We start from the raw sequence: 26,750 nt of genomic DNA, 5'->3' as shown, positions 1-26,750 counted from the left end.
GGTCATCGGCGCGGCCGACGCACTCGGGACGACTCTCGTCCCGACACGACGAAGGTGGGACATGTCCAAGCAGGTCAAGCAGCTCGACCGGGTGGTCATCCGGTTCGCGGGGGACTCCGGGGACGGCATGCAGCTGACCGGTGACCGGTTCACCCAGGAGTCGGCCGTCTTCGGCAACGACCTCGTCACGCTGCCCAACTTCCCGGCCGAGATCCGCGCCCCTCAGGGCACGATCCCCGGGGTGTCGTCGTTCCAGGTGCACTTCGCCGACCACGACATCCTCACCGCCGGCGATGCCCCCGACGTGCTGGTCGCGATGAACCCCGCGGCCCTCAAGGCCAACATCGGCGACCTGCCCAAGGGCGCGGCGATCATCGTGGACACCCACGACTTCACCAAGCGCAACCTCGAGAAGGCCGGCTACAACGCCAACCCCCTCGAGACCGTCGGCGAGGTCAACGACCCCCTGGGTGAGTTCCAGGTGCACACCGTCGACCTCACCGGCATGACCGTCGAGGCCGTCAAGGAGTTCGGCCTGTCCCGCAAGGACGCCGCCCGGGCCAAGAACATGTTCGCCCTGGGCCTGCTGTCCTGGATGTACGGACGCCCGACCGAGGGCACCGAGGCGTTCTTGTCCAAGCGGTTCGCCAAGGTCCCCGACATCCGCGACGCCAACCTGACGGCGTTCAAGACCGGCTGGAACTACGGCGAGACCACCGAGACGTTCGCGGTCCAGTACGAGATCAAGCCGGCCACGATGGCCCCGGGCACCTACCGCAACATCACCGGCAACCTGGCCCTGTCCTACGGCCTGATCGCCGGCGGGGTGCAGTCCGGGCTGCCGATCCTGCTCGGGTCCTACCCGATCACCCCGGCCTCCGACATCCTCCACGAGCTGTCGAAGCACAAGGCCTTCGGCGTCACGACCCTGCAGGCCGAGGACGAGATCGCCGGCATCGGCATGGCCATCGGCGCCTCCTTCGGCGGGGCGCTGGGCGTCACGACCACCTCGGGTCCCGGCGTGGCCCTCAAGGGCGAGTCCATCGGCCTGGCCGTGATGACCGAGCTGCCCCTGGTCGTGGTCAACGTCCAGCGTGGCGGGCCGTCCACCGGGCTGCCCACCAAGACCGAGCAGTCCGACCTGCTCCAGGCCATGTACGGCCGCAACGGCGAGGCCCCCGTGCCGATCATCGCCCCGCAGTCCCCCGGTGACTGCTTCGCGGCTGCGGTCGAGGCCATCCGGATCGCGGTCACCTACCGCACCCCGGTCATGCTGCTCTCCGACGGCTACCTCGCCAACGGCTCGGAGCCCTGGCAGGTGCCCGACGTCGCCGACCTCCCCGTGATCGACCCCGCCTTCGCCACCGGCCCCAACAAGACCGTGGCGGGCAAGGTCGGCAAGGACGGCACCCAGGCCCCCGACACCGAGGAGTTCTGGCCCTACCTGCGCGACGAGGAGACCCTCGCCCGACCGTGGGCGATCCCCGGCACCGCCGGGCTCGAGCACCGCATCGGTGGGCTCGAGAAGGGCGACGGACACGGCAACATCTCCTACGACCCGGCCAACCACGACCTGATGGTCCGCACCCGCCAGGCCAAGATCGACCGGATCGCCGACTCTCTGCCCCCGCTCGTCGTCGACGACCCGTCCGGTCCCCCCGGACAGGGCAAGGCGAAGGTGCTGGTCATCGGCTGGGGCTCGACGTACGGCCCGATCGGTGCCGGGTGCCGCCGCGTCCGCAAGGCCGGGTACGACGTCGCGCAGGTTCACCTGCGCCACCTCAACCCGTTCCCGAAGGACCTCGGCGACATCCTCCGGCGTTACGACAAGGTGCTGGTGCCCGAGATGAACCTCGGCCAGCTCTCGTTGCTGCTGCGCGGCAAGTACCTCGTCGACGCCATCGGCTACAACCACGTCCGCGGCCTGCCCCTCAAGGCGGCCGAGCTCGCCGAGGCCATCGGCAACCTGGTCGCCGAGGCCGAGGGCATCGCCGTCGACCTGACCACTCCCACGACCACTCAGGAGGTCTGAGCCATGACCGCGACCGACCTGCCCATGCCCGACCTGCGCACCGGCGTCGAGCTCGTCCCCACCCGGGACGAGGGCGTCACCGAGACCGGCAAGGACTACACCTCCGACCAGGAGGTCCGCTGGTGCCCTGGCTGCGGCGACTACGCCGTTCTCAAGGCCGTGCAGGGCTTCTTGCCCGACCTCGGCCTGCGCCGGGAGAACATCGTCTTCATCTCCGGCATCGGGTGCTCCTCACGCTTCCCCTACTACCTCGACACCTACGGCATGCACTCGATCCACGGCCGTGCCCCCTCGATCGCGACCGGTCTGGCCACCGCCCGCGAGGACCTGAGCGTGTGGGTCGTCACCGGCGACGGCGACGCCCTGTCCATCGGCGGCAACCACCTCATCCACGCCCTGCGCCGCAACGTCAACATGACGATCCTGCTGTTCAACAACCGGATCTACGGCCTCACCAAGGGCCAGTACTCCCCCACCAGCGAGGCCGGCAAGGTCACCAAGTCGACCCCCATGGGCTCGGTCGACCACCCCTTCAACCCGGTCTCCCTGGCCCTGGGCGCCGAGGCCAGCTTCGTGGCCCGCACCATTGACTCCGACCGCAAGCACCTCACCTCGGTGCTCTCGGCCGCCGCCGCCCACCGCGGCACGTCCCTGGTCGAGATCTACCAGAACTGCCCGATCTTCAACGACGGCGCCTTCGACGCGATCAAGGACAACGACACCAAGCACGACGCGATCATCCCGCTCGTGCACGGCGAGCCGATCCGCTTCGGTGGCCTCGTCGATGGACGGGGCTCGAAGGGACTCGTGCGCGACACCGAGACCGGCGGCGTCAAGATCGTGACCGTCGCCGACGTCGGCGACGACGCGATCCTGGTCCACGACGCCCACCAGCCCGACCCCTCCACCGCGTTCGCGATCAGCCGGCTCACCGAGATGGGCTACCTCAACCAGACGCCGATCGGCATCTTCCGCCAGGTCGCCCGCCCGACGTACGACGACCAGTCCCGCGCCCAGATCGGCTCGGCCACCGCGGCCGCGGCCGGCGACCCCGCCGACCGCCTCGGCGCCCTGGTCAACGGCGGCGACACCTGGACCGTCGTCTGACCTGCTGACACGACTCCGCTGACACGCCGAAGGGCCCCCGCCGATGGCGGGGGCCCTTCGTGTCAGGTGCTGCTCAGGTCACTTGTAGGGGATCTGGCAGGTCTGGGCGGACGTCTTGGTGCAGGTCTGCCAGATGTCGCTGGTGGCCGTCCCGATGCGGGCCCGCCACAGGTAGCTGCGCCGCGTCGGAGGAGCCGAGATCTGGCCCTTGTAGTTGTTGGCGCTGTTGAGACGCGTCGTGCGGTAGTAGCGGAAGTTGCAGGTGCCCTTGGCCTTGTCGCAGGCCGTGGCGACCTGGATCGAGACCTTGCCGTCACCCTTGGCGCCGTAGACCTTGCCGGTGAGGTAGAGGTTGGCGGGCTTGTTGGCGGCCGGACGGATCTTGACGACCTTGGCCGTGATGCTCGTCGTGGCGCGCTCGGACGTGTCGGCCTTCTGGGCGACGGCGGCGGGCCGCGTGTCGACCTCGGCACCGGCGCGCGACGGGGTCGTCGCGATCGTGGCGGTCAGCGCGACGGCGACGACGGCCACGAGCATGCGGGGGGAACGCATAGGGGAACTCCTCCAAGCTGGGTTACGAGACCCGGGACTCCTGCCCAGGCCACCGGCGACCAAACCCCGAGGGGCCATGCCGACTTCGGCGACCCTGACTCTAGAGTCACGGCGTGACCGAGGAGCGACGCGGGCTGGCGCTCGGAGTCATGGCCTACGCGCTATGGGGGGCGTTCCCGCTCTACTGGCCCCTCCTCGAGCCGAGCGGGGCGCTGGAGATCCTGGCCCACCGGGTCGTCTGGTCCTCGATCACGCTGGCCGTCCTGGTCGCCGTCCTGCGCCGGGGCGCGGAGGTCCGGGCAATCGTCGCCGACCGCAGGGTCCGACTCCTGCTGCTGGTGGCCGCGGTGACCATCACGACCAACTGGACGACGTACATCTACGGCGTCAACAGCGGCCGGGTCGTCGAGACCTCCCTCGGCTACTTCATCAACCCCCTCGTGACCGTCCTGATGGGCGTCCTGCTGCTGCGCGAGCGGCTGCGCCCCCTGCAGTGGGGCGCCCTCGGCGTCGGTGTGGCGGCCGTCGGCGTGCTCACGATCGACTACGGCCGCCCGCCCTGGATCGCGCTGGTCCTGGCCTTCTCGTTCGGCACCTACGGCCTGGCCAAGAAGTCCGCCGACGTCGGCGCCGTCGAGAGCCTGGCCTTCGAGACCGCGGTCATCGCCCCGCTCGCCCTGGTCTACCTCGCGGTCATCGGCATCCAGGGCCAGGCGCAGTACACCTCCGAGGGGACCGGCCACGTCCTCCTGCTCGCGAGCACCGGCCTGGTCACCGCGGTCCCCCTCATCTGTTTCGGCGCCGCAGCCACCCGCGTCTCGATGGTCTCCCTCGGCCTCCTGCAGTACCTCGCCCCGACGATCCAGTTCGCCCTCGGCCTTGTGATCTTCGACGAGACCATGACCGCCGGCCGCTGGATCGGCTTCGCCCTGGTCTGGGCCGCGCTGGTGGTCTTCACGGTGGAGGCCCTGCGCCACCGCCACCGCCAGCTCGCCCTCGCGGCGGCGGCGACTGCTGCTGCCTGAGGTCCGTGGTTGGGGTTGTCGTGCGCGCCTGCGGCGCGTTTCCGCCTGCGGCGGGCTTTCGGGGTTTCGCACCACGGGGTCCGTGGGTGGGGGGGGGTGGGGGGCGCCCGGGGGGGGGTTCGCCGGGCGGGGGGGGGGGGGGGGGGGCCGCCCGGGGGGGGGGGGGGGGGGGGGGGGGGGGGTCCTGCGGCGGGGCGGAACCGCACCCCGCCAGTGGCGACGCCGTGTCGCGCACTACTTCCGATCTGTGGCCCAGTTGTGCTGGCGCGCGCCACGCCGCGCCTGATCCTGGCCGGGGCACGCTTCCGCCGCGCCTACGGACCCCACCCCACCCAGTCGGTTCCCACGGGTGCTGCCCCCAGGGGTGGAGATCACGGGGTCACCTCGGGCATCCCACCTCCCCCCTGGGGGAAGTCACCGGCGCTTCGGGACCTGGTGGGTCGGGTGGGAGGGGCCCGGGGGCGCACGGGCGCCGGTGCGCGGGGAATCCGCACCGGCACGGCGCCCGCGTCACCCAAGCCACCCCCACACCCCAGCCGCCGCGAAGGCGACGGGGCAGCGGCTAGGGCCCCCGCACACCGGTCCCGGGAGCCCCCGGGCACCGACCACCCGACCCACCCCACGGACCCAGGCCGCGTAGCGCAACCCCGAAAGCCCGCCGCAGGCGCGCACACCAACCGCAGCCAACAACCCGACCGGGCCACGCACCCCCAAGAGATCAGGAGGAACGCACGGCCACCACGTCGGCGAAGTCCTCGAGCGCCGTACGGACCGGACCCTCGGGGAGGATCGCGAGCAGGGCCTTGGCCTCCTGGGCGCGGGCGATCACGTACGCGCGGGCCTGCTCGAGGGCGGGGTGCTGACGCAGGAGGCCGAGGGCCTCGGCGTGGAGGGCGTCATCGGTCAGGTCGGCGCGCAGCAGCTCCCGCAGCCGGGCGTCGGCCGGGTCGGTCGAGGCCAGGGCCATGAGGACCGGAAGGGTCGGGACGCCTTCGCGCAGGTCGGTGCCGGGCGTCTTGCCGGACTCGTCGGAGTCGGAGGCGATGTCGAGGATGTCGTCGGAGAGCTGGAAGGCCGAGCCGACGATCTCGCCGTAGGCCGTCAGCGCCTCCTCGACCTCGGGGGTCGTGCCGCTGAAGCGGGCGCCGTAGCGGGCCGAGGTGGCGATCAGGGACCCGGTCTTGCCGGCGACGACGTCCAGGTAGTGCTGGAGGGGGTCGCCGTCGGGCTCGACACCCTCGAGGATCTGGCCCTCGACGAGGCGGGTGAAGGTGGCGGCCTGGATCGTGACGGCGTCGGCACCGAGCTGGGCGGTGAGCTCGGAGGACTTCGCGAACAGCCAGTCGCCGGTGAGGATCGCGACGTGGTTGTCCCACCGTGAGTTGGCCGAGTCTGCACCGCGGCGCAGGGAGGCCTCGTCCATCACGTCGTCGTGGTAGAGCGAGCCCACGTGGGTGATCTCGACGACGCAGGCGGCCGTCAGCACGTCGGCGGAGCCGGGGTCGGCTCCGGCCTCGGCAGCGAGCAGCACGAGCAGCGGACGGAAGCGCTTGCCGCCGGCGGCGAAGAGGTGGCGTGCCGCCTCCGTGACGTACGGCGACGGGCTGGCCGCGTGGTCGTGCAGGGCCTTCTCGACCTCGGCCATCCGCTGGCTCAGCCGGTCGGCGAGGACCTCGTCGTCGATCGGCAGGGCCAGCTCGCTCGTCACCTGACGAAGTCTCCCACCTGGGCGCAGAGCTCGAGCACAGGGCCGGGCACGATGCCGAGCACGAGGGTGACGAGCGCGCAGAGCCCGATCGTGACGCTCGTGAACAGCGACGGGGTGCCCACGGTGGCGACGACCTGGTCGGGCGCCGGGTCGGTGAAGAACATCAGCCTGATGTAGCGGATGTAGAAGTAGACCGAGATGATGCTCGCCGCGATCGCGACCAGCACGACGGGCCAGGCCCCGGCCGACATCGCGACGGTGAAGACGGCCCACTTGCCGATGAAGCCGGCGGTGAGCGGGATGCCGGCCATCGACAGCAGGAAGAACGCGAAGACACCGGCCACGACCGGCGAGCGCTTGCCGAGTCCGGTCCACCGGCTGAAGGACGGGGCCTCGCCGTTGGTGTCGCGGACCAGGGTCACGACCGCGAAGGCACCGACGCTCGCGATGCCGTAGGTGGTGAGGTAGAACAGGACGGCCTGCAGGGAGGTGACCTGGTCGTCGGTGAGGTCGGTGGCGGCCCGGACGCCCAGGACGCCGGTCAGCAGGAAGCCGGTGTGGGCGATCGCGGAGTAGGCCAGCATCCGCTTGACGTCGCTCTGCACGCAGGCGAGCACCGCACCGAGGAGCATCGTGAGGATGGCGACGACCCAGAGCATCGGCTGCCAGTCCCAGCGGTTGGCGCCGAAGGCCACGTAGTAGAGCCGCAGGAGCGCGCCGAAGGCCGCGATCTTGGTGGCCGCCGACATGAACGCGGTCACCGCGGTCGGGGCACCCTGGTAGACGTCGGGGGTCCAGGCCTGGAACGGCACGGCGCCGACCTTGAACAGCAGCCCGACCGACAGCATCGCGATGCCGAGCAGCAGGAGCACGCGGTTGCCGGTGCCGGCGACGACGCTGTCGTGGATGGCGCCGAGGTCCATGGAGCCGGCGTAGCCGTAGACGAGGGCGACGCCGTAGAGGAAGAAGCCCGAGGAGAAGGCGCCGAGCAGGAAGTACTTGAGCGCGGCCTCCTGGCTGAGCAGGCGCCGGCGACGGGCCAGGCCGCAGAGCAGGTAGAGCGGCAGCGAGAGGACCTCGAGCGCGACGAACATCGTGAGCAGGTCACCGGAGGCCGGGAAGAGCATCATCCCGCCGACGGCGAACATCACGAGCGGGTAGACCTCGGAGTGGGCCAGACCGGCGGTGGAGGCCTCGCGCTCCCCCTCGCTGCCCGGGAGGGCGGCAGCCTGGCCGGCGAAGGCGGGCACGCCGGCCTCGAGCCGACGCTCGGAGAAGAGGGCGACCCCGGCGAGGGCGGCGACCAGCACCAGGCCCCAGAGGTAGACGGCCGGACCGTCGACGACGATCGAGCCCTCGGCGCCGACGAAGCCGCGACCGGCTCCGCCGCCGACCTCGTCGAGGTTGATCCCGACGATCACGGTGGCCACCAGGGCCCCGACGACACCGGCCGAGGCCAGGGCGACCTGGACGACGTGGCGACGCTGACGGGCGACGAACGCCTCGACCACGACGCCGACGATGGCGACACCGAAGACGATGAAGAGCGGGGAGAGCTCGGCGTACTCGAGGGTGGGCTTGATGTAGTCCATGTCAGTGGCCCTCTCCGGACGCGTACGAGTGTTCGACGTCGCCGACCTGGGGTGGGTCGTCCTGGACGCCCACCTGGTTGCGCAGCAGGTTCTCGGCGTAGGGGTTGCTGATGTCGAGCAGGGGCTGGGGGAAGAACCCGAAGACCACCAGGGCCACCAGGAGCGGGGCCACCGCGAGGATCTCGCGGGGCGTGGCGTCGGGGATCACCTCGACCTCGACCTCGGTCCTCGTGGCGGTCTTGGTCTTCGTCCCCGCGCCCGACGGGGCGCCATGACCATGGGCATCGCCGGTCACGACCGGCTCGTGGCCGGGACCCGTGAAGATCCGCTGGTACATCCACAGCACGTAGATCGCGGCCAGGACGATGCCGGTGACGGCGGCGATGCCGACCCACCAGGCGTAGTCGAACGCGGCCAGCAGCACCAGGAACTCGGAGACGAACGGGCTGAGGCCCGGCAGGCCGAGAGTCGCGAGGCCGGCGATCAGGGTCATCCCGGCGAGGATCGGGGTGGCCTTCTCGAGGCCGCCCATCTGGCTGATCAGCGTGGTGCCGCGGCGGCGGATCAGGTAGCCGGCCACGAGGAAGAGCGCGGCCGTGCCGATGCCGTGGTTGACCATGTAGAGGATCGCACCCGAGGAGCCCTGGGTGCTGAACACGAAGATGCCGAGGGTGATGAACCCGAAGTGGCTCAGCGAGGTGAGACCGATCAGGCGCAGGACGTCGTCCTGGGCGATGGCGACGAGGGCTCCGTAGATGATCGAGATGACGGCCAGCGTGACCACGACCGGGGTCGCCCACTGCGAGGCCTCGGGGAAGATGCCGAGGCAGAAGCGGAGCATGCCGAAGGTGCCGATCTTGTCGAGCACGCAGACGAGCATGACGCTCACCCCGGGCGTCGCCTTCTCGGTCGTGTCGGCCAGCCACGTGTGCACCGGGAACAACGGGGCCTTGATCGCGAAGGCGATGAAGAACCCGAGGAACAGCCAGCGTCCGGCCTCGGTGGAGATGTCGAGCTTCTCGAGGTCGCTCAGGAGGTAGGACGGCGCGCCCTGCTGGGCCGAGACGACGTAGAGCCCGATCACCGAGGCCAGCAGCACGAGCCCGCCGGCGAGCTGGAACATCAGGAACTTCATCGCGGCGGCGCCGCGGCCCTCCTTGCCGAACCCTCCGATCAGGAAGTACGCCGGGATCAGCGTCGCCTCGAAGACGACGTAGAAGAGGAAGACGTCGGTGGCGCAGAAGACCGCCAGCGAGAGGGCCTCGAGGGCCAGCATCCACGCGTAGTAGGAACGCGGTGACTCGTCGCCCTCGTGCCAGCCGGCGAGCATCACGACGGGCGTGATGACCACGGTCAGCAGCACCATCAGCAGGCCCAGGCCGTCGACGCCGAGCGCGTAGTGCACGCCGAACGACTCGATCCAGCTGACCTGCTCGGTGAGCTGCATGCCCTTGCCGACGTCGAAGAGGACGGCGGTGGCGACGCCGAGGCCGAGAGTGCCGGCTGCGACGCCGAGGGCGATCGACCGGGCGGAGGCCGCCGGCAGAAACGCGATGAGGACGGCCCCGACGAGGGGGACGAGGATCAGTGTGGTCAACATTTTAGAGCTGCACCGCCAACATGGCCGCGGCGACGAGGACGACGCCGATCAGGACGGACAGGGCATAGGAACGCACGTAGCCGGTCTGCACCTTGCGGAGCACCCCGCCCAGGGCCTTGACCCCGGAGCCGCCGCCCATGAACAGGCCGTCGGCACCGGAGCGGTCGAAGACGAAGAGTCCGGCGACCAGGCGGCGGCCCGGCTGGACCACCAGGCCCTCGTTGATCTCGTTGCCGTAGAGCTCGGCCCGGGCCGCCCGCGTCACGAACGAGACGTCGGTGGGCGCGAGGACCGGCACCTTCTGGCGCTGGAACAGCACGAAGGCGGCGGCGACGCCGACCGCCACGACGAGCACGGCCAGGCCGGTGATCGCCAGCGCAGGGATCGGCAGGTGGTGCTCGACCTCCTCGCCGACGACCGGGGAGAGCCAGTCGACGATCCAGTCGTTGAGCAGGAGCAGGCCGCCGAGCACGGAGAGCGCGGCGAGCACGATCAGCGGGATGGTCATCAGCGCCGGCGACTCGTGCGGGTGGACGTCCTTGGGCCAGCGCTTCTGGGAGAAGAACGTCATCAGCATCAGCCGGGTCATGTAGAAGCCGGTGACACCGGCACCCAGCAGCGCGGCGATGCCGATGACCAGGTTGTCGGCCAGGGCGACCTCGATGATCTTGTCCTTGGACCAGAAGCCGGAGAAGCCCGGGAAGCCGATGATCGCGAGGTAGCCCATCGCGAAGGTGAGGAAGGTGACCGGCAGGGCCTTGCGGAGCACCCCGTAGTGACGCATGTCGACATCGTCGTCCATGGCGTGCATCACCGAGCCGGCACCCAGGAACATGTTGGCCTTGAAGAACCCGTGGGTCAGCAGGTGGAAGATGGCGAACGCGTAGCCGGCGGGGCCGAGCCCGGCGCCGAGCATCATGTAGCCGATCTGGCTCATCGTGGACCCGGCCAGCGCCTTCTTGATGTCGTCCTTGGCGCACCCGATCACCGCACCCCACAGGATGCTGACCACCGCGACCACCACGACGGCGGTCTGCGCGTCGGGTGCCCGGTCGAAGACGAAGTTGGAGCGGACGACCAGGTAGACGCCGGCGGTGACCATGGTGGCGGCGTGGATGAGGGCCGACACGGGCGTCGGGCCTTCCATCGCGTCGAGCAGCCATGCCTGCAGCGGGACCTGGGCGGACTTGCCGCAGGCACCGATGAGCAGCAGGATCCCGAGCCAGGTCATCGCGGTCTCCGACGCGCCGCCGGCCAGCTCGCTGATCTGGGTGAAGCTGGTCGTGCCGAAGAGGGTGAAGGCCAGGAAGATCGCCGAGGCCATGCCCATGTCACCGACTCGGTTGATCACGAACGCCTTCTTGGCGGCCTGGGCCGCGGAGTGCTTGTGCTGCCAGAAGCCGATGAGCAGGTACGACGCCAGGCCGACGCCCTCCCACCCGAGGAACAACCCGAGGTAGTTCTCGCTGAGGATCAGCATCAGCATCGCGGCGACGAAGAGGTTGAGGTAGCCGAAGAACCGGCGACGCCTCGGGTCGTGGGCCATGTAGCCGATGGAGTAGACGTGGATCAGTGAGCCGACGCCGGTGATCAGCAGCAGGAACAGGGCCGACAACGGGTCGTAGAGCAGGTCCATGCCGACCTTGAGGCCGCCGACGTGGATCCAGTCGTAGAGGTGCTGGGTGTACTGGCGCTCCTCCTCGTCGCGGCCCATCAGGTCGAGGAACATCAGCAGGCTGACGACGAACGACCCGATCGGCAGCGCGGTGCCGAGCCAGTGGCCCCACTTGTCGGTGTAGCGGCCGCCGAGCAGCAGCACGGCGGCGCCGAGCAGCGGCAGGGCGATGACCAGCCACACCAGCGAGAGGACGCCGTCAGCGCTCTCGGGGTGCACGAGCGGGATGTCGACCGCCGCTTCCAAGACGTACATCTGAGTAAGCCTGACCTTTCAGAACTTCAGCAGGCTCGCGTCGTCGACCGAGGCCGAGCGACGGGACCGGAAGATGGTCATGATGATGGCGAGGCCGACGACGACCTCGGCGGCCGCGACGACCATCACGAAGAACGCCGCCACCTGCCCCTCGAGGTTGCCGTGCTGCTTGGCGAAGGCCACCAGCGCCAGGTTGGAGGCGTTGAGCATCAGCTCGACGCACATGAAGACCACGATGGCGTTGCGGCGCACGAGCACGCCGACGGCACCGATGGTGAACAGGATGGACGAGAGGACGACGTACTCGGTCATGTCAGGCACCCGTGCCCTTCGTGCTGGGGGGCTGCTCCACGTCTTCGGTGGTCGAGGCGGCGGCGCCGGACTTGCCGGTGGTGCCGGGGCGACCCTCGGTGTCGACGCCGAGCTGACGCTTGAGGTCCTCGATGTCGTCGGCCAGCGCGGGCGCCGACCGGACCGTGCCGCGCGCGGCGAGCACCCGGGAGACCGAGGACTCCGCGGCGGTGCCGTCGGGCAGCAGGGCGGGGGTGTCGACGGCGTTGTGACGGGCGTAGACACCGGGCGCCGGCAGGGGCCCGAGGTGGGCACCCTTGTCGCCGAAGTCGCGTACCCGCTTGGCGGCGAGGTCGGCCTGACCCGGCTTGGGCGTGAGCCGCTCGCGGTGCGCCAGCACCATGGCCCCCACCGCCGCGGTGATCAGCAGCGCGCTGGTGGCCTCGAAGGCGAACACGTAGCGGGAGAACACGATGTTGGCCAGGGCGGGGATGTTGCCGCCCTCGTTGGCCGAGTCGAGGCCGGTCGCGGTGCCGAGCGTCAGCTGCGACAGCCCGACCACCAGGATCAGCCCGAGCAGCAGCCCGCCGACGGTGGCCAGCACGCGCTGGCCCCGGATCGTCTCGACGACCGAGTCGGACGCGTCGACCCCGACGAGCATCAGCACGAAGAGGAACAGCATCAAGATGGCGCCGGTGTAGACGATGATCTGCACCGCGAAGAGGAAGGGCGCGTCGAGGTCGGCGTAGAGGATGGCGAGGCTGATCATCACGACCGCCAGCAGCAGCGCGGCGTGGACGGCCTTGCGCACCACGAGGATGCCGAGGGCGGCGACCACCATGATCGGGGCCAGCGTCCAGAACGCGATCACTTCGCCCCTCCCGCGGGACCGGTCGACAGCCCGCCCCGGTAGTAGTCACCCTCGTCGAAGCCGTCGCGCATCGCGTGCGGCGGCTGCTCCATGCCGGGCAGCAGCGGGGCGAGCAGGTCGGACTTCTCGTAGATCAGGTCCTGGCGGTTGTTGTCGGCCAGCTCGTACTCGTTGGTCATCGTGAGCGCCCGCGTCGGGCACGCCTCGATGCACAGCCCACACAGGATGCAGCGCAGGTAGTTGATCTGGTAGACGCGGCCGTAGCGCTCACCGGGGCTGAACCGCTCGCCGTTGGCGTCGTCGTTGGACGCACCCTCGACGTAGATCGCGTCGGCCGGGCAGGCCCAGGCGCACAGCTCGCACCCGATGCACTTCTCGAGCCCGTCGGGCCAGCGGTTGAGCTGGTGGCGGCCGTGGAAGCGCGGCGCCGTCGGGAGCTTCTCGAAGGGGTACTGCTCGGTGACCACCTTGCGGAACATGGTGCGGAACGTGACACCGAACCCGGCGACGGGATCGATGAACTGCTCCTTGAAGGACTTGCCGTCCTTGTCGTTGTCGGCCATCAGGCCTCCTCCCCCGCCACCGTGGAGACCCGGGCGGGACTGTCGAACACGAGCGGAGCAGCGGCCCCGCGGACCGCACCTCCGGCGGGCATTGGCGGTGTCGGGAACCCACCGGGTCGAGCAGCGGCATCGACGTCTGCGGCGGCGGCCGCCTTGTCGCTGCCGCCGAAGAAGAACAGCGCCAGGACGAGGACCGCCGCGACCCCGATCACGACGGGGACGTTGTCGCCCTCGAGCCAGCCCTCGGTGCGCGCGACGCGGAGCGTCGCGACCGCGAGGGTCCACACGAGCGAGATCGGGATGAGGATCTTCCAGCCGAGCGCCATGAACTGGTCGTAGCGCATCCGCGGCAGCGAACCGCGCAGCCAGATGAAGCCGAAGATGAAGAACAGGACCTTGCCGAAGAACCAGAGCACCGGCCAGTAGCCCTGGTTGGCGCCGGCCCAGAACTCGTCGATCCAGAACGGCGCGTGCCAGCCACCGAGGAACAGGGTCGTGGCCAGCGCCGACACGGTGGCCATGTTGACGTACTCGGCGAGGAAGAACAGCGCGAACTTGATCGAGGAGTACTCGGTGTGGAACCCGCCGACGAGCTCACCCTCGGCCTCGGGCAGGTCGAAGGGCGCGCGGTTGGTCTCGCCCACCATCGAGATCGTGTAGATGACGAACGACGGGATGAGGATCAGGCCGAACCACAGGTCGTCCTGCGCCGCGACGATCTCGGAGGTCGACATCGAGCCGGCGTACAGGAAGACCGAGACGAGCGACAGGCCCATCGCGACCTCGTAGGAGATCATCTGCGCGCTGGAACGGAGCCCGCCGAGCAGGGAGTAGGTCGATCCGCTCGACCAGCCGCCGAGCACGATGCCGTAGATGCCGATGGACGCGATCGCCATCACGAACAGCACCGCCATCGGCATGTCGGTGAGCTGGAGCGGGGTGCGCTGGCCGAAGAAGTTCACCTCGGGGCCGAAGGGGATCACGCTGAAGGTCACGAAGGCCGGGATCACCGCGAGGATCGGGGCGAGGATGAAGACGACCTTGTCGGCAGCCTTGGGGAGGATGTCCTCCTTGAACATGAGCTTGGCACCGTCGGCGAGCGACTGGAGCAGTCCGAACGGCCCGTTGACGTTGGGACCGATGCGGTGCTGCATGCGGGCGACCACGCGGCGTTCCCACCAGATGTTGAACAGCGTCAGCAGCACGAGGATCAGGAAGATCAGCAGCACCTTGAGCCCGACCACCCACCAGGTGTCGCGACCGAAGGCCTGCAGGCCCTCGTCGACGACTGCGGCGTGGACCGAGCCGAGCCCGCTGATCGAGTCTGTCGAGATCACGAGTTGCCTCCGGTGACGGTGACGCGCGAGCCGGGTGAGGCGACGTCGGACAGGACGCCGCGGCCGGTCGACGAGGCGGGGAGCCAGACGACGCCGTCGACCAGGTCGGGGGCGACCTCGGACGGCAGGGTGACCGAGCCGCGATCACCGGTGACGGTGACGGTCGGACCGCAGGCGTCGTGGACGGCCCGGCTGACCCGGGCCACGGCGGGGCGCGCGGTGGCGGCCAGGTGCTTGTCGCCGACGAGCATGGTGCCGTTGTCGAGCAGCTGCTTCCATGTCGAGAGCAGCAGACCCTCGTGGCGGGCGGCGGCCGTGTCGTCGAGCGGGGCGACCGGGGTGAGGGTGGCGCGCTGGCCGTCCCACGGACCGAGGTCCTCCATCTGGCCCCAGACCTCCTCGACGGTGCGGAACCCGAGCGGGGCGCCCTGACCGAGGGCGGCGAGCTCGTCGGCGATGCCGGACAGCACGCGCAGGTCGGGCAGCGAGGCCGGGTTGGCCAGGACCCGGTCGAAGCCGCGCACCCGACCCTCCCAGTTGACGAACGACCCGGCCTTGTCGGTCACCGGCGCGACGGGGAACACGACGTCGGCGGCCCGGGTGACGTCGCTGGCCCGCAGGTCGAGGGCCACGACGAACGACGCGGCGGCGATGGCGGCGGTGGTGGCGGCGGGGTCGGCAGTGTCGGCGGGGTCGACCCCGCCGATCACGAGACCGCCGAGGTCACCGGCCAGCAGCGCGGCGACGATGCCGTCGCCGTCGCGTCCCGGGGCCTCGGGCAGGCTGTCGGTGCCCCAGGTGGTGGCGGCGTCGACGCGGGCTGCGGCGTCGGCGACCGGTCGGCCACCGGGCAGCAGGCCCGGGAGGCAACCGGTCTCGAGGGCACCACGGTCTCCGGCCCGTCGCGGGATCCAGGCCAGCCGGGCACCGCTCTTGGCGGCCAGGTCGGCGGCCGCGCTCAGGGCGCCGGGGACGGTCGCGAGGCGCTCGCCCACCAGGAGCACGGCGTCCTTGCCGATGCCGTGATCGGCGTGGCCGAGCAGCGACGACAGGGCGGCCGGCTCGTCGCCGGGCGCGGTCGGCACCAGGGTGCCGTTCATCTTGGTCAGTCCGCGGGTGGTGAAGGGGGCGATCGCGAGCACGCGGGTGCCGTGGTGGAGCGCGGCCTTGCGCAGCCGCAGGAAGATCGTGCCCGCCTCGTCCTCGGGCTCGAAGCCGGCCAGGACGACGGTGGCGGCGCTCTCGAGGTCGGCGTACGTCACCGACCCGCCCTCGGGGCCGGTCGCGACGACGTGGGCGGCCAGGAACTCGGCCTCCTCGGCCGAGTGGGGCCGGGCGCGGAAGTCGATGTCGTTGGTGCCGAGCGAGACGCGGGCGAACTTGCTGTAGGCGAAGGCGTCCTCGCCGGTCAGCCGTCCTCCGGTCAGGACGCCGACCCCGCCGGCCCGGGTCGCGGCGTGCAGCCCGCGCGCAGCGACGGCGAAGGCCTCCGGCCAGGACGCGGGGCGCAGCGAGCCGTCGTCGTCACGGACCTGGGGGTAGAGGAGCCGGTCGGGCTCGGTGGCGTAGGTGAAGGCGAACCGGTCCTTGTCGGTGATCCACTCCTCGTTGACCTCGGGGTCGTTGCCCGCGAGGCGACGCATCACCTTGCCGCGGCGGTGGTCGACGCGGATCGCCGAGCCGCAGGCGTCGTGCTCGGCGACCGAGGGCGTGGAGACGAGGTCGAAGGGCCGCGAGCGGAAGCGGTAGGACTCCGAGGTCAGCGCCCCGACCGGGCAGATCTGGATCGTGTTGCCGGAGAAGTAGGACAGGAACGGCGCGTTCTCCGCGATGCCGATCTGCTGCATCGCCCCGCGCTCGACGAGGGCGATGAACGGGTCGCCGGGGATCTCCTCGGCGAAGCGGGTGCAGCGCTGGCACACGATGCAGCGCTCGCGGTCGAGCAGGACCTGGGGACTGAGGTTGATCGGCTTGGGGAAGGTCCGCTTGACGCCACCGGCGCCCGACCCGACGAAGCGGGACTCGCCGCGGCCGTTGCTCATCGCCTGGTTCTGCAGCGGGCACTCGCCGCCCTTGTCGCAGACCGGGCAGTCGAGCGGGTGGTTGATGAGCAGGAACTCCATCACCCCCTGCTGCGCCTTGTCGGCGGTCTCGCTGGTGACCTGGGTGCTGACGACCATGCCCGGCGCGACGGGGAGGGTGCACGCGGCCTGCGGCTTGGGGAAGCCGCGGCCGTTGCCGGCGTCGGGGACGTCGACCAGGCACTGGCGGCAGGCGCCGACCGGGGCCAGCAGCGGGTGGTCGCAGAACCGCGGGATCTGGACGCCGACCTGCTCGGCCGCGCGGATGACCAGGGTGTCCTTGGGGACGTCGACCTGGATGCCGTCGATGGTGACCGAGACGAGCTCGGTCTGCTTCTCGGGGGTGGTGGTCATGATGGTCCTCCGGCTGCGGGGGTCTCGAGGCTCGTCGCCAGGGCTCCTCGCACCTCGACCGACGTGGGGGTGGTCGTCATGATGCGGCTCCGGTCAGGGCTCCGGCCCAGGCCGTGGAGGCCGTGGCGTCGAACGGGCAGCCGCCGTGGGTGAGGTGGGCGAGGTACTCGTCGCGGAAGTAGCCGATCGAGCTCGAGATCGGGCTCGTGGCGCCGTCGCCGAGGGCGCAGAACGAGCGTCCCAGGATGTTGTCGCACTGGTCGAGGAGCAGGTCGAGGTCGGCCTCAGTGCCCTGCCCACGCTCGAGCGAGGCGAGGGTCTGCACCAGCCACCAGGTGCCCTCGCGGCACGGGGTGCACTTGCCGCAGGACTCGTGCTTGTAGAACTCGGTCCAGCGCAGCACGGCACGCACGACGCAGGTGGTCTCGTCGAAGAGCTGGATGGCGCGGGTACCGAGCATCGAGCCGACGCCGGCGACGCCCTCGAAGTCGAGGGGCACGTCGAGGTGCTCAGCGGTCAGCAGCGGGGTGCTGGACCCGCCGGGGGTCCAGAACTTCAGCTCGTGGCCGTGGCGGATGCCGCCGGCCAGGTCGATGAGCTCGCGCAGCGTGATGCCGAGCGGGGCTTCGTACTGGCCCGGGGTCGTGACGTGACCCGAGAGCGAGAAGATGCCGAAGCCCTTGGACTTCTCGGTGCCCATCGACGCGAACCACGAGGCGCCGTTGGCGATGATGCTCGGCACCGACGCGATCGACTCGACGTTGTTGATCACCGTGGGGCTCGCGTAGAGACCAGCGACGGCCGGGAACGGCGGGCGCAGGCGGGGTTGGCCGCGGCGGCCCTCGAGGCCCTCGAGGAGCGCGGTCTCCTCGCCGCAGATGTAGGCGCCGGCGCCGGCGTGGACGACCACGTCGAGGTCGTAGCCGGAGCCGTGGATGTTCTTGCCGAGGTGGCCGGCGGCGTAGGCCTCGGCGACCGCGGCCTGGACCCGGCGGATGACGTGGAGGACCTCGCCGCGGATGTAGATGAAGGCGTGGTTGGCCCGGATCGCGAACGAGCTGATGATGACGCCCTCGACCAGCGTGTGCGGCGTGGCCATCATGAGCGGGATGTCCTTGCAGGTGCCCGGCTCGGACTCGTCGGCGTTGACCACGAGGTACTTGGGCTTGGGGTTGTCCTGCGGGATGAAGGACCACTTCATGCCGGTCGGGAACCCGGCGCCGCCCCGGCCGCGCAGGCCGGAGTCCTTGACGGCGGTGATGATGTCGGCCGGCGGCATCGTCAGCGCCTTCGTCAGCGCCCCGTAGCCGCCGCGCGACTCGTAGGTCTCCAGCGTCCAAGAGCGCTCGGCGTCCCAGTCGTCGGTCAGGACCGGGGTCAGGGTGTCAGTCACGAAGTGTCCTTCCAACGGTCACTGAGGAGCGAGCGAAGCGAGCGTCTCGACGTGCAGTCATCAGTCCGCCTCGGTCTTCTCGGCTGCGGTCTCGCTGGTCGGGCTCTGCTCCTCGGCCGCCGCCTGCTTGGCGGTGGAGTCACCGGACTCGGCGACCGCCTGCCGCTGCTCCGACTTCTCGGTCGGTACGGCGGGGGCCGGGTCGCCGTCGCCGCCGTCGCCGGCCGCGAGGGGACGCTCGGACTCCGCCTCGGGGGCGGTCCAGCCGCGCTCGCGGGCGATGCCGAGCCCGACCAGGGACGCCGGACCGGCCGAGGGGCCCTCGCCTGCCAGGCCGTCGGGGAACCCGGCGAGCACGCGCTCGGCCTCGCGCCAGGTGCACAGTCGCGGACCGCGGGTGGAGTGGACCTCGGCGCCGGCGCGCAGGTCGTCGACCAGCTGGACCGCCGACTGCGGGGTCTGGTTGTCCATGAACTCCCAGTTGACCATCATCACCGGGGCGTAGTCGCAGGCCGCGTTGCACTCGACGTGCTCGAGCGTGATCTTGCCGTCGTCGGTGGTCTCGTCGTTGCCGACGTCGAGGTGGTCCTTGAGCGTCGCGAAGATCTCGTCGCCGCCCATCACCGCGCACAGCGTGTTGGTGCAGACCCCGACGTGGTAGTCGCCCACGGGGCGACGCTTGTACATCGTGTAGAACGTCGCGACGCCGCTGACGTCGGCGGCGGAGATCTCCAGGATCTCGGCGCAGGCCTCGATCCCCTCGGGCGTGATGCGCCCCTCGGAGGCCTGCACGAGGTGGAGCATGGGCAGCAGGCCGGAACGCTTCTGCGGGTAGCGGCCGGCGATCTCGACCAGCTCGGCGCGGGTCTCGGTGCTGAGGCTCATCGGTCGACGCCTCCCATCACGGGGTCGATCGAGGCGATGGCGACGATGACGTCGGCGACCTGGCCGCCCTCGCTCATCACGCTGGTGGCCTGCAGGTTGGTGAAGGACGGGTCGCGGAAGTGGGTGCGGAACGGGCGGGTGCCCCCGTCGGAGACCACGTGGGCGCCGAGCTCGCCACGCGGCGACTCGATCGGCACGTAGGCCTGGCCGGGCGGGACCCGGAAGCCCTCGGTGACCAGCTTGAAGTGGTGGATGAGGGCTTCCATCGACTCGCCCATGATGTGGCGGATGTGGTCGAGGCTGTTGCCCATGCCGTCGCTGCCGATCGCGAGCTGGCTGGGCCAGGCGATCTTCTTGTCGGCGACCATCACTGGGGCACCCTCGAGGCCGGCGAGCCGCTCGGCCGCCTGCTCGATGAGCTTGAGGGACTCCCACATCTCGTTGAGCCGGACCCGGAAGCGGCCGTAGGCATCGCACGTGTCCCACGTCTGGACGTCGAAGTCGTAGGTCTCGTAGCCGCTGTAGGGCTCGGACTTGCGCAGGTCCCACGGGTAACCGGTCGCCCGCAGCGGCGGACCCGTCAGGCCGAGGGCCAGGCACCCGTCGAGCTCGAGGTGGCCGACGCCCTCGAGGCGGGCCTTGAAGATCGGGTTGGCGTTGCACAGGGCGGCGTACTCGGGCAGACGCTTCTTCATCAGCGCCACGAAGCCGCGGATCTCGTCGAGGGCACCCGGCGGGAGGTCCTGGGCCACGCCGCCGGGGCGGATGAACGCGTGGTTCATGCGCAGACCGGTGATCAGCTCGAACAGGTCGAGCACCAGCTCACGCTCGCGGAACCCGATGGTCATCACGGTGAGAGCACCGATCTCCATGCCCCCGGTGGCGATGCAGACGAGGTGGGAGGAGATGCGGTTGAGCTCCATGAGGAGCACCCGCATGACGTTGGCCTTCTCGGGGATCTGGTCCTCGATGTCGAGCAGGCGCTCGACGCCCAGGCAGTAGGTCGCCTCGTTGAAGAACGGCGACAGGTAGTCCATCCGGGTGACGAACGTGGTGCCCTGCACCCAGGAGCGGAACTCCATGTTCTTCTCGATGCCGGTGTGCAGGTAGCCGATGCCGCAGCGGGCCTCGGTGACCGTCTCGCCCTCGATCTCGAGGATCAGGCGGAGCACGCCGTGCGTCGACGGGTGCTGCGGACCCATGTTGACGACGACGCGCTCCTCGACGCCCTCGACCCCGGACAGGCCCTCGACGATCTCGTCCCAGTCGCGACCGGTGACGGTGAAGACCTTGCCCTCGGCGGTCTCGTCGGCACCCGCGTAGACGTCGTGCTGGCTGTTGTCGGTGGTACTCATCAGTTGTACGACCTCCGCTGGTCGGGCGGCGGGATGGTGCCGCCCTTGTACTCGACGGGGATGCCGCCGAGGGGGTAGTCCTTGCGCTGCGGGTGGCCCGGCCAGTCGTCGGGCATGAGGATCCGGGTGAGGGCGGGGTGACCGTCGAAGACGATGCCGAACATGTCCCAGGTCTCGCGCTCGTGCCAGTCGGCGGTCGGGTAGATCTCGACGACCGACGGCAGGTGTGGGTCGCTGTCGGGGACGCTGACCTCGAGCCGGATCCGGCGGTTGTGGGTCATCGAGAGCAGGTGGTGGACGACGTGCAGCTCGGCGCCGGCGTCGTCGGGGTAGTGGACCCCGCTGACCCCGCTGAGCAGCTCGAAGCGCAGCCGCGGGTCGTCGCGCAGGTGGCGGGCGGTGGCCAGGAGGTCCTCGCGGCGCACGTGGAAGGTGATCTCGCCGCGGTGGACCACGACGCGACCCAACGAGGTGACGGTCTCGAGCGCGTCGGCGACCTCGTCGTACCAGCCACCGAAGGGCCGCTGGGCGGCTCCGGGATAGACGATCGGGGCGACCAGACCGCCGTAGCCACTGGTGTCGCCGCTGCCGCGCACGCCGAACATGCCGGTGCGCGCACCGACAGCGCGCACCTCCTCGGCGGTGGTGGCGGGGGTCTTGTCGTCCTCGGGACCGGACTGGTCGGGGCCGGTGGTCTTGTCCTCGTCAGCCATCAGCGGAGCAGGCCCTTCATCTGCGAGGTGGGCAGCGCCCGGAGGGCGGAGGTCTCGAGCTCGACGATCTCGGCCTGGCGGTTGGCACCCATCTTGGTGGCCTGGACCTGGTCGTGGAGCTTGAGGATGGCGTCGATGAGCATCTCGGGCCGGGGCGGGCAGCCGGGGAGGTACATGTCGACCGGCACGACGTGGTCGACGCCCTGGACGATGGCGTAGTTGTTGAACATGCCGCCGCTGCTGGCGCACACGCCCATCGCGAGCACCCACTTGGGCTCGGGCATCTGGTCGTAGATCTGGCGCAGGACCGGAGCCATCTTCTGGCTCACGCGGCCGGCCACGATCATCAGGTCGGCCTGGCGCGGGCTGGCCCGGAAGACCTCCATGCCGAAGCGGGCCAGGTCGTACTTGGGACCACCGCTGGTCATCATCTCGATGGCGCAGCAGGCCAGGCCGAAGGTGGCCGGCCAGAAGCTCGCCTTGCGCATGTAGCCGGCGAGACCCTCGACGGTGCTGAGCAGCACGCCGCTCGGCAGCTTCTCCTCGATACCCATTGCTCAGACTCCCTGGTGTCCTGCGCGGTTTGTGCTCGGCGTGTGCTCGGCGTGTGCTCGACGTGTGGTGGTGGGACGTCAGTCCCAGTCGAGCCCGCCGCGGCGCCATACGTAGGCGTAGGCGACGAAGACGGTGGCGACGAAGAGGACCATCTCGACGAGCCCGAAGACGGCCATCGCGTCGAAGTTCACGGCCCACGGGTAGAGGAAGATGATCTCGATGTCGAAGACGATGAAGAGCATCGCGATGATGTAGTACTTCACCGGGAACCGGCCGCCGCCGACCGGCTGCGGCGTGGGCTCGATGCCGCACTCGTAGGAGTCGAGCTTGGCCCGGTTGTAGCGGCGTGGGCCGATCACGAACGCGCTCGTGGCGATCGATCCGATCGCGAAGATGGCCGCAAGTGCCGCCAGCACGAGGACGGGGGTGTAGAGGTCCATCCGGCTGTTCCCTTCGAGTGTCGGCGCCCGGGTCCGCGGTGTGATCCATGTGACTTTGTGAATCGAATCACGAGGCGCGCGTGGCTCATACTGCCACTCCGCACGGCCCGCGTCACACCCGGGTAGGACGCCGAAATCGGCTCCTGACCTGCGGATTTAGGCCACTCGGACGTTGTCTAATTGACGTCGTCACGGCGATGTCACCACGCCGTCGCCCGGACCGGGGGTTACCCGTGCCGTGGTGTGGTTATGGTGCGCCTCGACACAGTCCGAAGCGTCCGACGACGTACGACGAGCACGGGAGGCCCGATGGCGACCCTCACCGCCGACAAGAAGGTGCTGCACGCCGACCTCACCGGCGACAGCGTGCGCGCCGCCCAGGGCGCGATGGTCGCCTACACCGGCAACGTCACCTTCAAGCACGCCGGGATGGGCGGCGGTGGAGGCTTCCGCGCCGCCGTGCGCCAGCGGGTGGCGGGCGAGAGCATCACCCTGATGGAGTGCCAGGGCCAGGGCCGGGTCTACCTCGCCCAGGACGCCCTCGACGTCACGGTGGTCCAGCTCGACAACGACAAGCTCACGGTCGAGTCCGAGCACATCCTCGCGGTGACCGACGGCCTCAAGCTCGACGTGCAGTTCGCCGGCCTGCGCGGCATGACGTCGGGCCAGGGCCTGGCGACGACGTCGGTCACCGGCTCGGGGCAGTGCGCGATCATGTCCGACGGCCCGATGATCCCGCTGGCCGTCGCCCCGGGGATGCCGCTGGTCGTCGATCCCGACGCCTACGTCGCCAGCACCGGCCAGCTGCAGATGTCGCTGGTCTCCGGCGTCACCTGGCGCAGCCTGGTCGGCGAGGGCGGCGGCGAGCCGTTCAGCCTGCGGTTCGAGGGCCAGGGCACCGTCTACATCCAGCCCGCGGAGAGGTGATCCGACGATGAGCTTCGAGCAGGTCAACAAGAAGGTGATCCGCACCGACGTCGCGCCCGGGGGCGAGGTGATCGCCCGGCGCGGCGCGATGCTGGGCTACTCCGGCGGCATCACGTTCCGTCCGATCAGCGGCGCCGGCGGCGTCGGGGGCATGGTCGGGCGCGCCATGCAGGGCGAGAGCGTCGCGATGATGGTCGCGGAGGGCCAGGGCAACGCCCTCTACGGCTTCCGCGGCCTCTACGTGACCCTCGTGCAGCTCCACAACGAGACCCTCACGGTCGAGGCCGACCGGCTGCTCGCACACCACGCCAACCTCTCGACCTCGGTCGAGATGATCGGCTCCGGCGGCATCCGCCAGGCCGTGCGCGGCGCCGTGTCGGGCCAGGGCCTGTTCACCACCAAGGTGAGCGGCACCGGCTCGGTCGCGCTGCTCTCGCACGGCGGCACGTTCGAGATCCCCCTCGACGGCAGCGGCATGGTCGGCGTCGACCCGCAGGCCTACGTCGGCCACGTCGGCGCACTGCAGATCGGCTTCAAGGTCAGCGGCGGCGTCCGCGACGTCGTCGGTCGGGGCTCCGGCGAGGCGACCCAGCTCCACTGCACCGGCCACGGCCGGGTCTACGTCCAGGCCTCGGAGGAGAAGTTCTGATGATCAACGTTCCCGGCGGCTCCACCGTCTACGACGCCCAGTCCCTGCCGTCCAACGACAACGTCAACAGCTACTCGTTCTGCATCGACCTCGACGGCGAGTGGTTCACCGCCGCGGGCGCGATGATCGCCTACTACGGCAACGTCGACTTCGCCGGCGTCGCGGCGTTCGCCTCGCGCGCCGCGTGGGTGGCGTCGCGCTTCTCCTCGCCGCTCTACACCCAGGACTGGGTCGTCGCCTCGGGCCGGGGCAAGCTGGTCATCGGCGACCGGGGCAACGACATCAACTCCTACGACCTCGAGGTCGGCAACCTGACCATCAAGGCCAAGAACCTGCTGGCCTTCGAGACCGGCCTCGAGCTCAAGCAGTCGATCGTGCCGGGGTTCCTGACGCTCATCGGCACGGGCAAGTTCCTGGCCTCCTCGGTGGGCCCGGTGATCTTCGTCGAGCCGCCGTTCCGAGCCGACCCCGACGCGCTGCTCGGCTGGGCCGACTGCCCGTCCCCGTCGGTCCACTACGACCACAACTGGATGGCGCAGTCGTTCATGGCCGGCATCCAGGGCATGTTCGGGCGCGAGTCGGGCGAGGAGCGCCAGTACGACTTTACCGGCGCGGGCACGATCCTGATGCAGTCCTCGGAGCTGCTGCGCGCCGACTCCGCGCTCGTCCGGCTGGTCGAGTCGCAGACCAACCTGCTCGACGCCAACTCGGCGGGGGCGTTGGGGCACAAGCTGGTGGCTCGGTCTCAGCAAGCCTGAAGCCGAGCGCGAGGCACGAGCGCACGGCGTCTCAGGCGCAGGTTGAGCGAGCTTCGCGACCGAGGAACGAGGTCGCGACAGGCGAGTCGAAACCACCGCAGCCGATCCCGGGACCCCACGCTGCGTCGTACGACAGGAGTGGGGCTGCGAGGGTCTCGAGGCCCAGGCCTGGCGGCCTTCGCACCTCGACCGACGTGGGCGAAAGGTCAGGCGGTACCGCGGTGCAGCGCGACGATGCCGCCGGAGAGGTTCTTCCACTCGGCGCCGCGCCAGCCCGCCTCGGCGATGAGGTCGGCCAGGCCCTGCTGGTCGGGCCAGGCCCGGATCGACTCGGCGAGGTAGACGTAGGCATCGGGCGCGGACGACACGGCGCGCGCGACCGGCGGCAGGGCCTTCATGAGGTACTCGACGTAGACGGTGCGGAACGGCGCCCACGTCGGGTGGCTGAACTCGCAGACGACCAGCCGACCCCCGGGCCGGGTGACGCGGCGCAGCTCGCGCAGGCCGGCGAGCGGGTCGACGATGTTGCGCAGCCCGAACGAGATCGTGACCGCGTCGAACGTCGCGTCGGAGAACGGGAGGCGGGTGCCGTCCCCGGCCGTGAACGGCAGGTGGGGGCGGGCCCTCTTGCCCACCTCGAGCATGCCGAGCGAGAAGTCGCACGGGACGACGCGCGCACCGCGCTCGGCGAACGGCTCGCTCGAGGTGCCGGTGCCGGCGGCCAGGTCGAGCACGCGCTCGCCGTGCTGCGGGTCGACGGCGTCGATCACCTCGCGGCGCCACCGTCGGTCCTGGCCCAGCGAGAGGACGTCGTTGGTCAGGTCGTAGCGCTTGGCCACCCCGTCGAACATCCGTCGTACGTCGGTCGGGTGCTTGTCGAGATCAGCGCGGGCCACGGGGTCGAGGGTAGGGGTCGCGACAAGCGCGACCGCCGAGGGCTGCAACCAAACGGCCCTGCCTCGCGTCTCCCAGGGGTAGGAGCCAGCACACTTCTCCACAGGCCCTGCAGACACTCCGTCTCCCCTAGCCCACAGGAACTCACATGACCGCCGTCCGCCGCTTCCTCCTCGTCCTCGTCGTGGGGGTCCTCGTCCTCGCCGCCTTCGGCGTCGCCTGGTCCCAGCGTGGGTCGAGCGACCAGCCCTCCGCCGCCGCCCGGGAGACCTCCGGTGCCGCCGACCCGACGACCGGGTCTGCGCCCACGTCGGAGCCGACGTCCGACCCGACGTCCGACCCGACGTCCGAGCCGACCAGCGTGCCGACGTCCGAGGCCCCCACGTCCGAGGCCCCCACCACCGAGCCTCCCTCCGCCACCCCGACCACCGCGCCGACCACCGCGCCGCCGACCAAGGCCCCGGCCCCGGAGCCCGAGCTGAAGCCCGGACCGGCCCTGCTCTCCCCCGGCGACCAGGGCGACGAGGTCAAGGTGCTGCAGGCCCGGCTGCGTCAGATCGACTGGTTCAACCAGGACGTCACCGGCACCTACGGCGACGTGACGCGCGCCGCGGTCGAGGGCTTCCAGGCCAAGCGGGAGATCCCGGTGACCGGTGAGGTCGACAAGCGCACGATGTCCCGCCTCGTGGCGATGACCACCGAGCCCACGGCCGACGAGCTGGCCAACAAGGTAGGCGGCAACGTGCCCGGCGCGCTCGACGCCCGGTGCAAGACCGGCCGCGTCCTGTGTGTCGACAAGACCTCACGCACCCTGCGCTGGGTGATCGACGGTCAGGTGGAGCTGACGGTCGACGTCCGCTTCGGCTCCGACGAGCTGCCGACCCGCGAGGGCGCGTTCCAGGTCGAGCGCAAGAGTCGCGACCACGTGTCGTCGATCTACAACACCCCGATGCCCTTCGCGATGTTCTTCTCGCGCGGGCAGGCCGTGCACTACTCGCCCGACTTCGCCGCCCGCGGCTACGCCGGCGCCTCCCACGGCTGCGTCAACGTCCGCGACCGCGACGCGATCGCCGGGCTGTTCGACCAGGTCAAGGTCGGCGACAAGGTCATCGTCTACCGGTCCTGACCCCTGGTCGAC

24 protein-coding genes are annotated in these 26,750 nt (G+C 70.3%); 7 read left to right on the top strand and 17 right to left on the bottom strand.

Annotation, left to right across the window (positions count from 1 at the left end; translation table 11 throughout):
- Nucleotides 1-61 precede the first annotated feature (61 nt).
- Both FJQ56_RS19945 and FJQ56_RS19940 read left to right on the top strand, forming a co-directional pair.
- Nucleotides 62-2,032, top strand: coding sequence for a 2-oxoacid:acceptor oxidoreductase subunit alpha (locus FJQ56_RS19945; protein ID WP_140011388.1), 1,971 nt, complete (start codon nt 62-64; stop codon nt 2,030-2,032).
- A 3-nt stretch (nt 2,033-2,035) separates the two neighbouring features.
- Nucleotides 2,036-3,139 (top strand): 2-oxoacid:ferredoxin oxidoreductase subunit beta, encoded by a 1,104-nt coding sequence (locus FJQ56_RS19940; protein WP_140011387.1) that lies wholly within the window; start codon nt 2,036-2,038, stop codon nt 3,137-3,139.
- A 78-nt stretch (nt 3,140-3,217) separates the two neighbouring features.
- Here the strand turns inward: FJQ56_RS19940 and FJQ56_RS19935 are convergent, their stop codons facing one another.
- Nucleotides 3,218-3,691: a hypothetical protein gene (locus tag FJQ56_RS19935; RefSeq protein ID WP_140011386.1), complete on the bottom strand. Its 474-nt coding sequence runs from the start codon at nt 3,689-3,691 to the stop codon at nt 3,218-3,220.
- A 113-nt stretch (nt 3,692-3,804) separates the two neighbouring features.
- Between FJQ56_RS19935 and rarD the strand changes: the two genes are divergently transcribed.
- Nucleotides 3,805-4,716 (top strand): EamA family transporter RarD, encoded by a 912-nt coding sequence (rarD, locus tag FJQ56_RS19930; RefSeq protein ID WP_140011385.1) that lies wholly within the window; start codon nt 3,805-3,807, stop codon nt 4,714-4,716.
- Between the two features lie 718 nt (nt 4,717-5,434).
- Here rarD and FJQ56_RS19920 read toward each other — a convergent pair.
- The 15 genes from FJQ56_RS19920 to FJQ56_RS19850 form a co-directional block, all read right to left on the bottom strand.
- Entirely contained in the window at nt 5,435-6,361 is a 927-nt protein-coding gene (locus FJQ56_RS19920) for a polyprenyl synthetase family protein (RefSeq protein ID WP_140011647.1), read from the bottom strand.
- 59 nt (nt 6,362-6,420) lie between these two features.
- On the bottom strand, nt 6,421-8,016 hold the full coding sequence (nuoN, locus tag FJQ56_RS19915; RefSeq protein ID WP_140011384.1) for an NADH-quinone oxidoreductase subunit NuoN: 1,596 nt from the start codon (nt 8,014-8,016) through the stop codon (nt 6,421-6,423).
- 1 nt (nt 8,017) lies between these two features.
- A complete protein-coding gene (locus tag FJQ56_RS19910) occupies nt 8,018-9,616 on the bottom strand; it encodes an NADH-quinone oxidoreductase subunit M (RefSeq protein WP_140011383.1) in 1,599 nt (532 codons plus the stop codon).
- A 1-nt stretch (nt 9,617) separates the two neighbouring features.
- Nucleotides 9,618-11,546, bottom strand: a complete 1,929-nt coding sequence (nuoL, locus tag FJQ56_RS19905; RefSeq protein ID WP_140011382.1) for an NADH-quinone oxidoreductase subunit L — start codon at nt 11,544-11,546, stop codon at nt 9,618-9,620.
- A gap of 18 nt (nt 11,547-11,564) precedes the next feature.
- Nucleotides 11,565-11,858 (bottom strand): NADH-quinone oxidoreductase subunit NuoK, encoded by a 294-nt coding sequence (gene nuoK / locus FJQ56_RS19900; RefSeq protein WP_140011381.1) that lies wholly within the window; start codon nt 11,856-11,858, stop codon nt 11,565-11,567.
- Between the two features lies 1 nt (nt 11,859).
- Nucleotides 11,860-12,708 carry an NADH-quinone oxidoreductase subunit J gene (locus FJQ56_RS19895; RefSeq protein ID WP_140011380.1) on the bottom strand — a complete coding sequence of 283 codons (849 nt, stop codon included), beginning with the start codon at nt 12,706-12,708 and terminating at the stop codon, nt 11,860-11,862.
- Complete coding sequence (gene nuoI / locus FJQ56_RS19890; protein WP_140011379.1) at nt 12,705-13,271, bottom strand: NADH-quinone oxidoreductase subunit NuoI; 567 nt, start codon at nt 13,269-13,271, stop codon at nt 12,705-12,707. Before nuoI ends, FJQ56_RS19895 begins: the two co-directional genes overlap by 4 nt.
- Nucleotides 13,271-14,605 carry an NADH-quinone oxidoreductase subunit NuoH gene (gene nuoH / locus FJQ56_RS19885; RefSeq protein ID WP_425464902.1) on the bottom strand — a complete coding sequence of 445 codons (1,335 nt, stop codon included), beginning with the start codon at nt 14,603-14,605 and terminating at the stop codon, nt 13,271-13,273. The genes nuoI and nuoH overlap by 1 nt, the downstream gene beginning before the upstream one ends.
- Nucleotides 14,605-17,043 (bottom strand): NADH-quinone oxidoreductase subunit G, encoded by a 2,439-nt coding sequence (locus tag FJQ56_RS19880; RefSeq protein ID WP_140011377.1) that lies wholly within the window; start codon nt 17,041-17,043, stop codon nt 14,605-14,607. The genes nuoH and FJQ56_RS19880 overlap by 1 nt, the downstream gene beginning before the upstream one ends.
- A 76-nt stretch (nt 17,044-17,119) precedes the next feature.
- Nucleotides 17,120-18,436: an NADH-quinone oxidoreductase subunit NuoF gene (gene nuoF / locus FJQ56_RS19875; RefSeq protein WP_140011376.1), complete on the bottom strand. Its 1,317-nt coding sequence runs from the start codon at nt 18,434-18,436 to the stop codon at nt 17,120-17,122.
- A 60-nt stretch (nt 18,437-18,496) separates the two neighbouring features.
- A complete protein-coding gene (gene nuoE / locus FJQ56_RS19870; RefSeq protein WP_140011375.1) occupies nt 18,497-19,321 on the bottom strand; it encodes an NADH-quinone oxidoreductase subunit NuoE in 825 nt (274 codons plus the stop codon).
- Complete coding sequence (locus tag FJQ56_RS19865) at nt 19,318-20,676, bottom strand: NADH-quinone oxidoreductase subunit D (RefSeq protein WP_140011374.1); 1,359 nt, start codon at nt 20,674-20,676, stop codon at nt 19,318-19,320. The genes nuoE and FJQ56_RS19865 overlap by 4 nt, the downstream gene beginning before the upstream one ends.
- A complete protein-coding gene (locus FJQ56_RS19860; RefSeq protein WP_140011373.1) occupies nt 20,676-21,389 on the bottom strand; it encodes an NADH-quinone oxidoreductase subunit C in 714 nt (237 codons plus the stop codon). Before FJQ56_RS19860 ends, FJQ56_RS19865 begins: the two co-directional genes overlap by 1 nt.
- On the bottom strand, nt 21,389-21,943 hold the full coding sequence (locus tag FJQ56_RS19855; protein ID WP_140011372.1) for a NuoB/complex I 20 kDa subunit family protein: 555 nt from the start codon (nt 21,941-21,943) through the stop codon (nt 21,389-21,391). Before FJQ56_RS19855 ends, FJQ56_RS19860 begins: the two co-directional genes overlap by 1 nt.
- A 78-nt stretch (nt 21,944-22,021) precedes the next feature.
- Nucleotides 22,022-22,384 carry an NADH-quinone oxidoreductase subunit A gene (locus FJQ56_RS19850; protein WP_140011371.1) on the bottom strand — a complete coding sequence of 121 codons (363 nt, stop codon included), beginning with the start codon at nt 22,382-22,384 and terminating at the stop codon, nt 22,022-22,024.
- A gap of 309 nt (nt 22,385-22,693) precedes the next feature.
- Between FJQ56_RS19850 and FJQ56_RS19845 the strand changes: the two genes are divergently transcribed.
- Genes FJQ56_RS19845 through FJQ56_RS19835 form a run of 3 tightly spaced genes read left to right on the top strand, consistent with a single transcriptional unit; the run spans nt 22,694 to nt 24,718 of the window.
- Nucleotides 22,694-23,311 carry an AIM24 family protein gene (locus FJQ56_RS19845; RefSeq protein WP_140011370.1) on the top strand — a complete coding sequence of 206 codons (618 nt, stop codon included), beginning with the start codon at nt 22,694-22,696 and terminating at the stop codon, nt 23,309-23,311.
- Nucleotides 23,312-23,318: 7 nt separating this feature from the next.
- Nucleotides 23,319-23,960 (top strand): AIM24 family protein, encoded by a 642-nt coding sequence (locus FJQ56_RS19840; RefSeq protein ID WP_140011369.1) that lies wholly within the window; start codon nt 23,319-23,321, stop codon nt 23,958-23,960.
- Nucleotides 23,960-24,718, top strand: coding sequence for an AIM24 family protein (locus FJQ56_RS19835; protein WP_140011368.1), 759 nt, complete (start codon nt 23,960-23,962; stop codon nt 24,716-24,718). Before FJQ56_RS19840 ends, FJQ56_RS19835 begins: the two co-directional genes overlap by 1 nt.
- Before the next feature lie 206 nt (nt 24,719-24,924).
- On the opposite strand, the gene FJQ56_RS19830 is transcribed toward FJQ56_RS19835, so the two are convergent.
- Nucleotides 24,925-25,614, bottom strand: coding sequence for a demethylmenaquinone methyltransferase (locus tag FJQ56_RS19830; protein WP_140011367.1), 690 nt, complete (start codon nt 25,612-25,614; stop codon nt 24,925-24,927).
- A gap of 146 nt (nt 25,615-25,760) precedes the next feature.
- Between FJQ56_RS19830 and FJQ56_RS19825 the strand changes: the two genes are divergently transcribed.
- Nucleotides 25,761-26,738: a L,D-transpeptidase family protein gene (locus FJQ56_RS19825; protein WP_140011366.1), complete on the top strand. Its 978-nt coding sequence runs from the start codon at nt 25,761-25,763 to the stop codon at nt 26,736-26,738.
- The last annotated feature ends 12 nt before the right edge of the window (nt 26,739-26,750 follow it).

This window comes from Nocardioides plantarum, from assembly GCF_006346395.1.
Taxonomy (GTDB): domain Bacteria; phylum Actinomycetota; class Actinomycetes; order Propionibacteriales; family Nocardioidaceae; genus Nocardioides; species Nocardioides plantarum.
This window is presented reverse-complemented; position numbering and strand designations above follow the sequence as displayed.

What these genes read in the sequence shown, in the direction of transcription:
- FJQ56_RS19945 (WP_140011388.1), top strand. Translation starts at nt 62, where the DNA reads ATGTCCAAGCAGGTCAAGCAGCTCGACCGGGTGGTCATCCGGTTCGCG.
- FJQ56_RS19940 (WP_140011387.1), top strand. Translation starts at nt 2,036, where the DNA reads ATGACCGCGACCGACCTGCCCATGCCCGACCTGCGCACCGGCGTCGAG.
- FJQ56_RS19935 (WP_140011386.1), bottom strand. Translation starts at nt 3,691, where the DNA reads ATGCGTTCCCCCCGCATGCTCGTGGCCGTCGTCGCCGTCGCGCTGACC.
- FJQ56_RS19920 (WP_140011647.1), bottom strand. Translation starts at nt 6,361, where the DNA reads ATGGCCGAGGTCGAGAAGGCCCTGCACGACCACGCGGCCAGCCCGTCG.
- nuoN (WP_140011384.1), bottom strand. Translation starts at nt 8,016, where the DNA reads ATGGACTACATCAAGCCCACCCTCGAGTACGCCGAGCTCTCCCCGCTC.
- FJQ56_RS19910 (WP_140011383.1), bottom strand. Translation starts at nt 9,616, where the DNA reads ATGTTGACCACACTGATCCTCGTCCCCCTCGTCGGGGCCGTCCTCATC.
- nuoL (WP_140011382.1), bottom strand. Translation starts at nt 11,546, where the DNA reads ATGTACGTCTTGGAAGCGGCGGTCGACATCCCGCTCGTGCACCCCGAG.
- nuoK (WP_140011381.1), bottom strand. Translation starts at nt 11,858, where the DNA reads ATGACCGAGTACGTCGTCCTCTCGTCCATCCTGTTCACCATCGGTGCC.
- nuoI (WP_140011379.1), bottom strand. Translation starts at nt 13,271, where the DNA reads ATGGCCGACAACGACAAGGACGGCAAGTCCTTCAAGGAGCAGTTCATC.
- FJQ56_RS19880 (WP_140011377.1), bottom strand. Translation starts at nt 17,043, where the DNA reads ATGACCACCACCCCCGAGAAGCAGACCGAGCTCGTCTCGGTCACCATC.
- nuoE (WP_140011375.1), bottom strand. Translation starts at nt 19,321, where the DNA reads ATGAGCCTCAGCACCGAGACCCGCGCCGAGCTGGTCGAGATCGCCGGC.
- FJQ56_RS19865 (WP_140011374.1), bottom strand. Translation starts at nt 20,676, where the DNA reads ATGAGTACCACCGACAACAGCCAGCACGACGTCTACGCGGGTGCCGAC.
- FJQ56_RS19860 (WP_140011373.1), bottom strand. Translation starts at nt 21,389, where the DNA reads ATGGCTGACGAGGACAAGACCACCGGCCCCGACCAGTCCGGTCCCGAG.
- FJQ56_RS19855 (WP_140011372.1), bottom strand. Translation starts at nt 21,943, where the DNA reads ATGGGTATCGAGGAGAAGCTGCCGAGCGGCGTGCTGCTCAGCACCGTC.
- FJQ56_RS19850 (WP_140011371.1), bottom strand. Translation starts at nt 22,384, where the DNA reads ATGGACCTCTACACCCCCGTCCTCGTGCTGGCGGCACTTGCGGCCATC.
- FJQ56_RS19845 (WP_140011370.1), top strand. Translation starts at nt 22,694, where the DNA reads ATGGCGACCCTCACCGCCGACAAGAAGGTGCTGCACGCCGACCTCACC.
- FJQ56_RS19840 (WP_140011369.1), top strand. Translation starts at nt 23,319, where the DNA reads ATGAGCTTCGAGCAGGTCAACAAGAAGGTGATCCGCACCGACGTCGCG.
- FJQ56_RS19835 (WP_140011368.1), top strand. Translation starts at nt 23,960, where the DNA reads ATGATCAACGTTCCCGGCGGCTCCACCGTCTACGACGCCCAGTCCCTG.
- FJQ56_RS19825 (WP_140011366.1), top strand. Translation starts at nt 25,761, where the DNA reads ATGACCGCCGTCCGCCGCTTCCTCCTCGTCCTCGTCGTGGGGGTCCTC.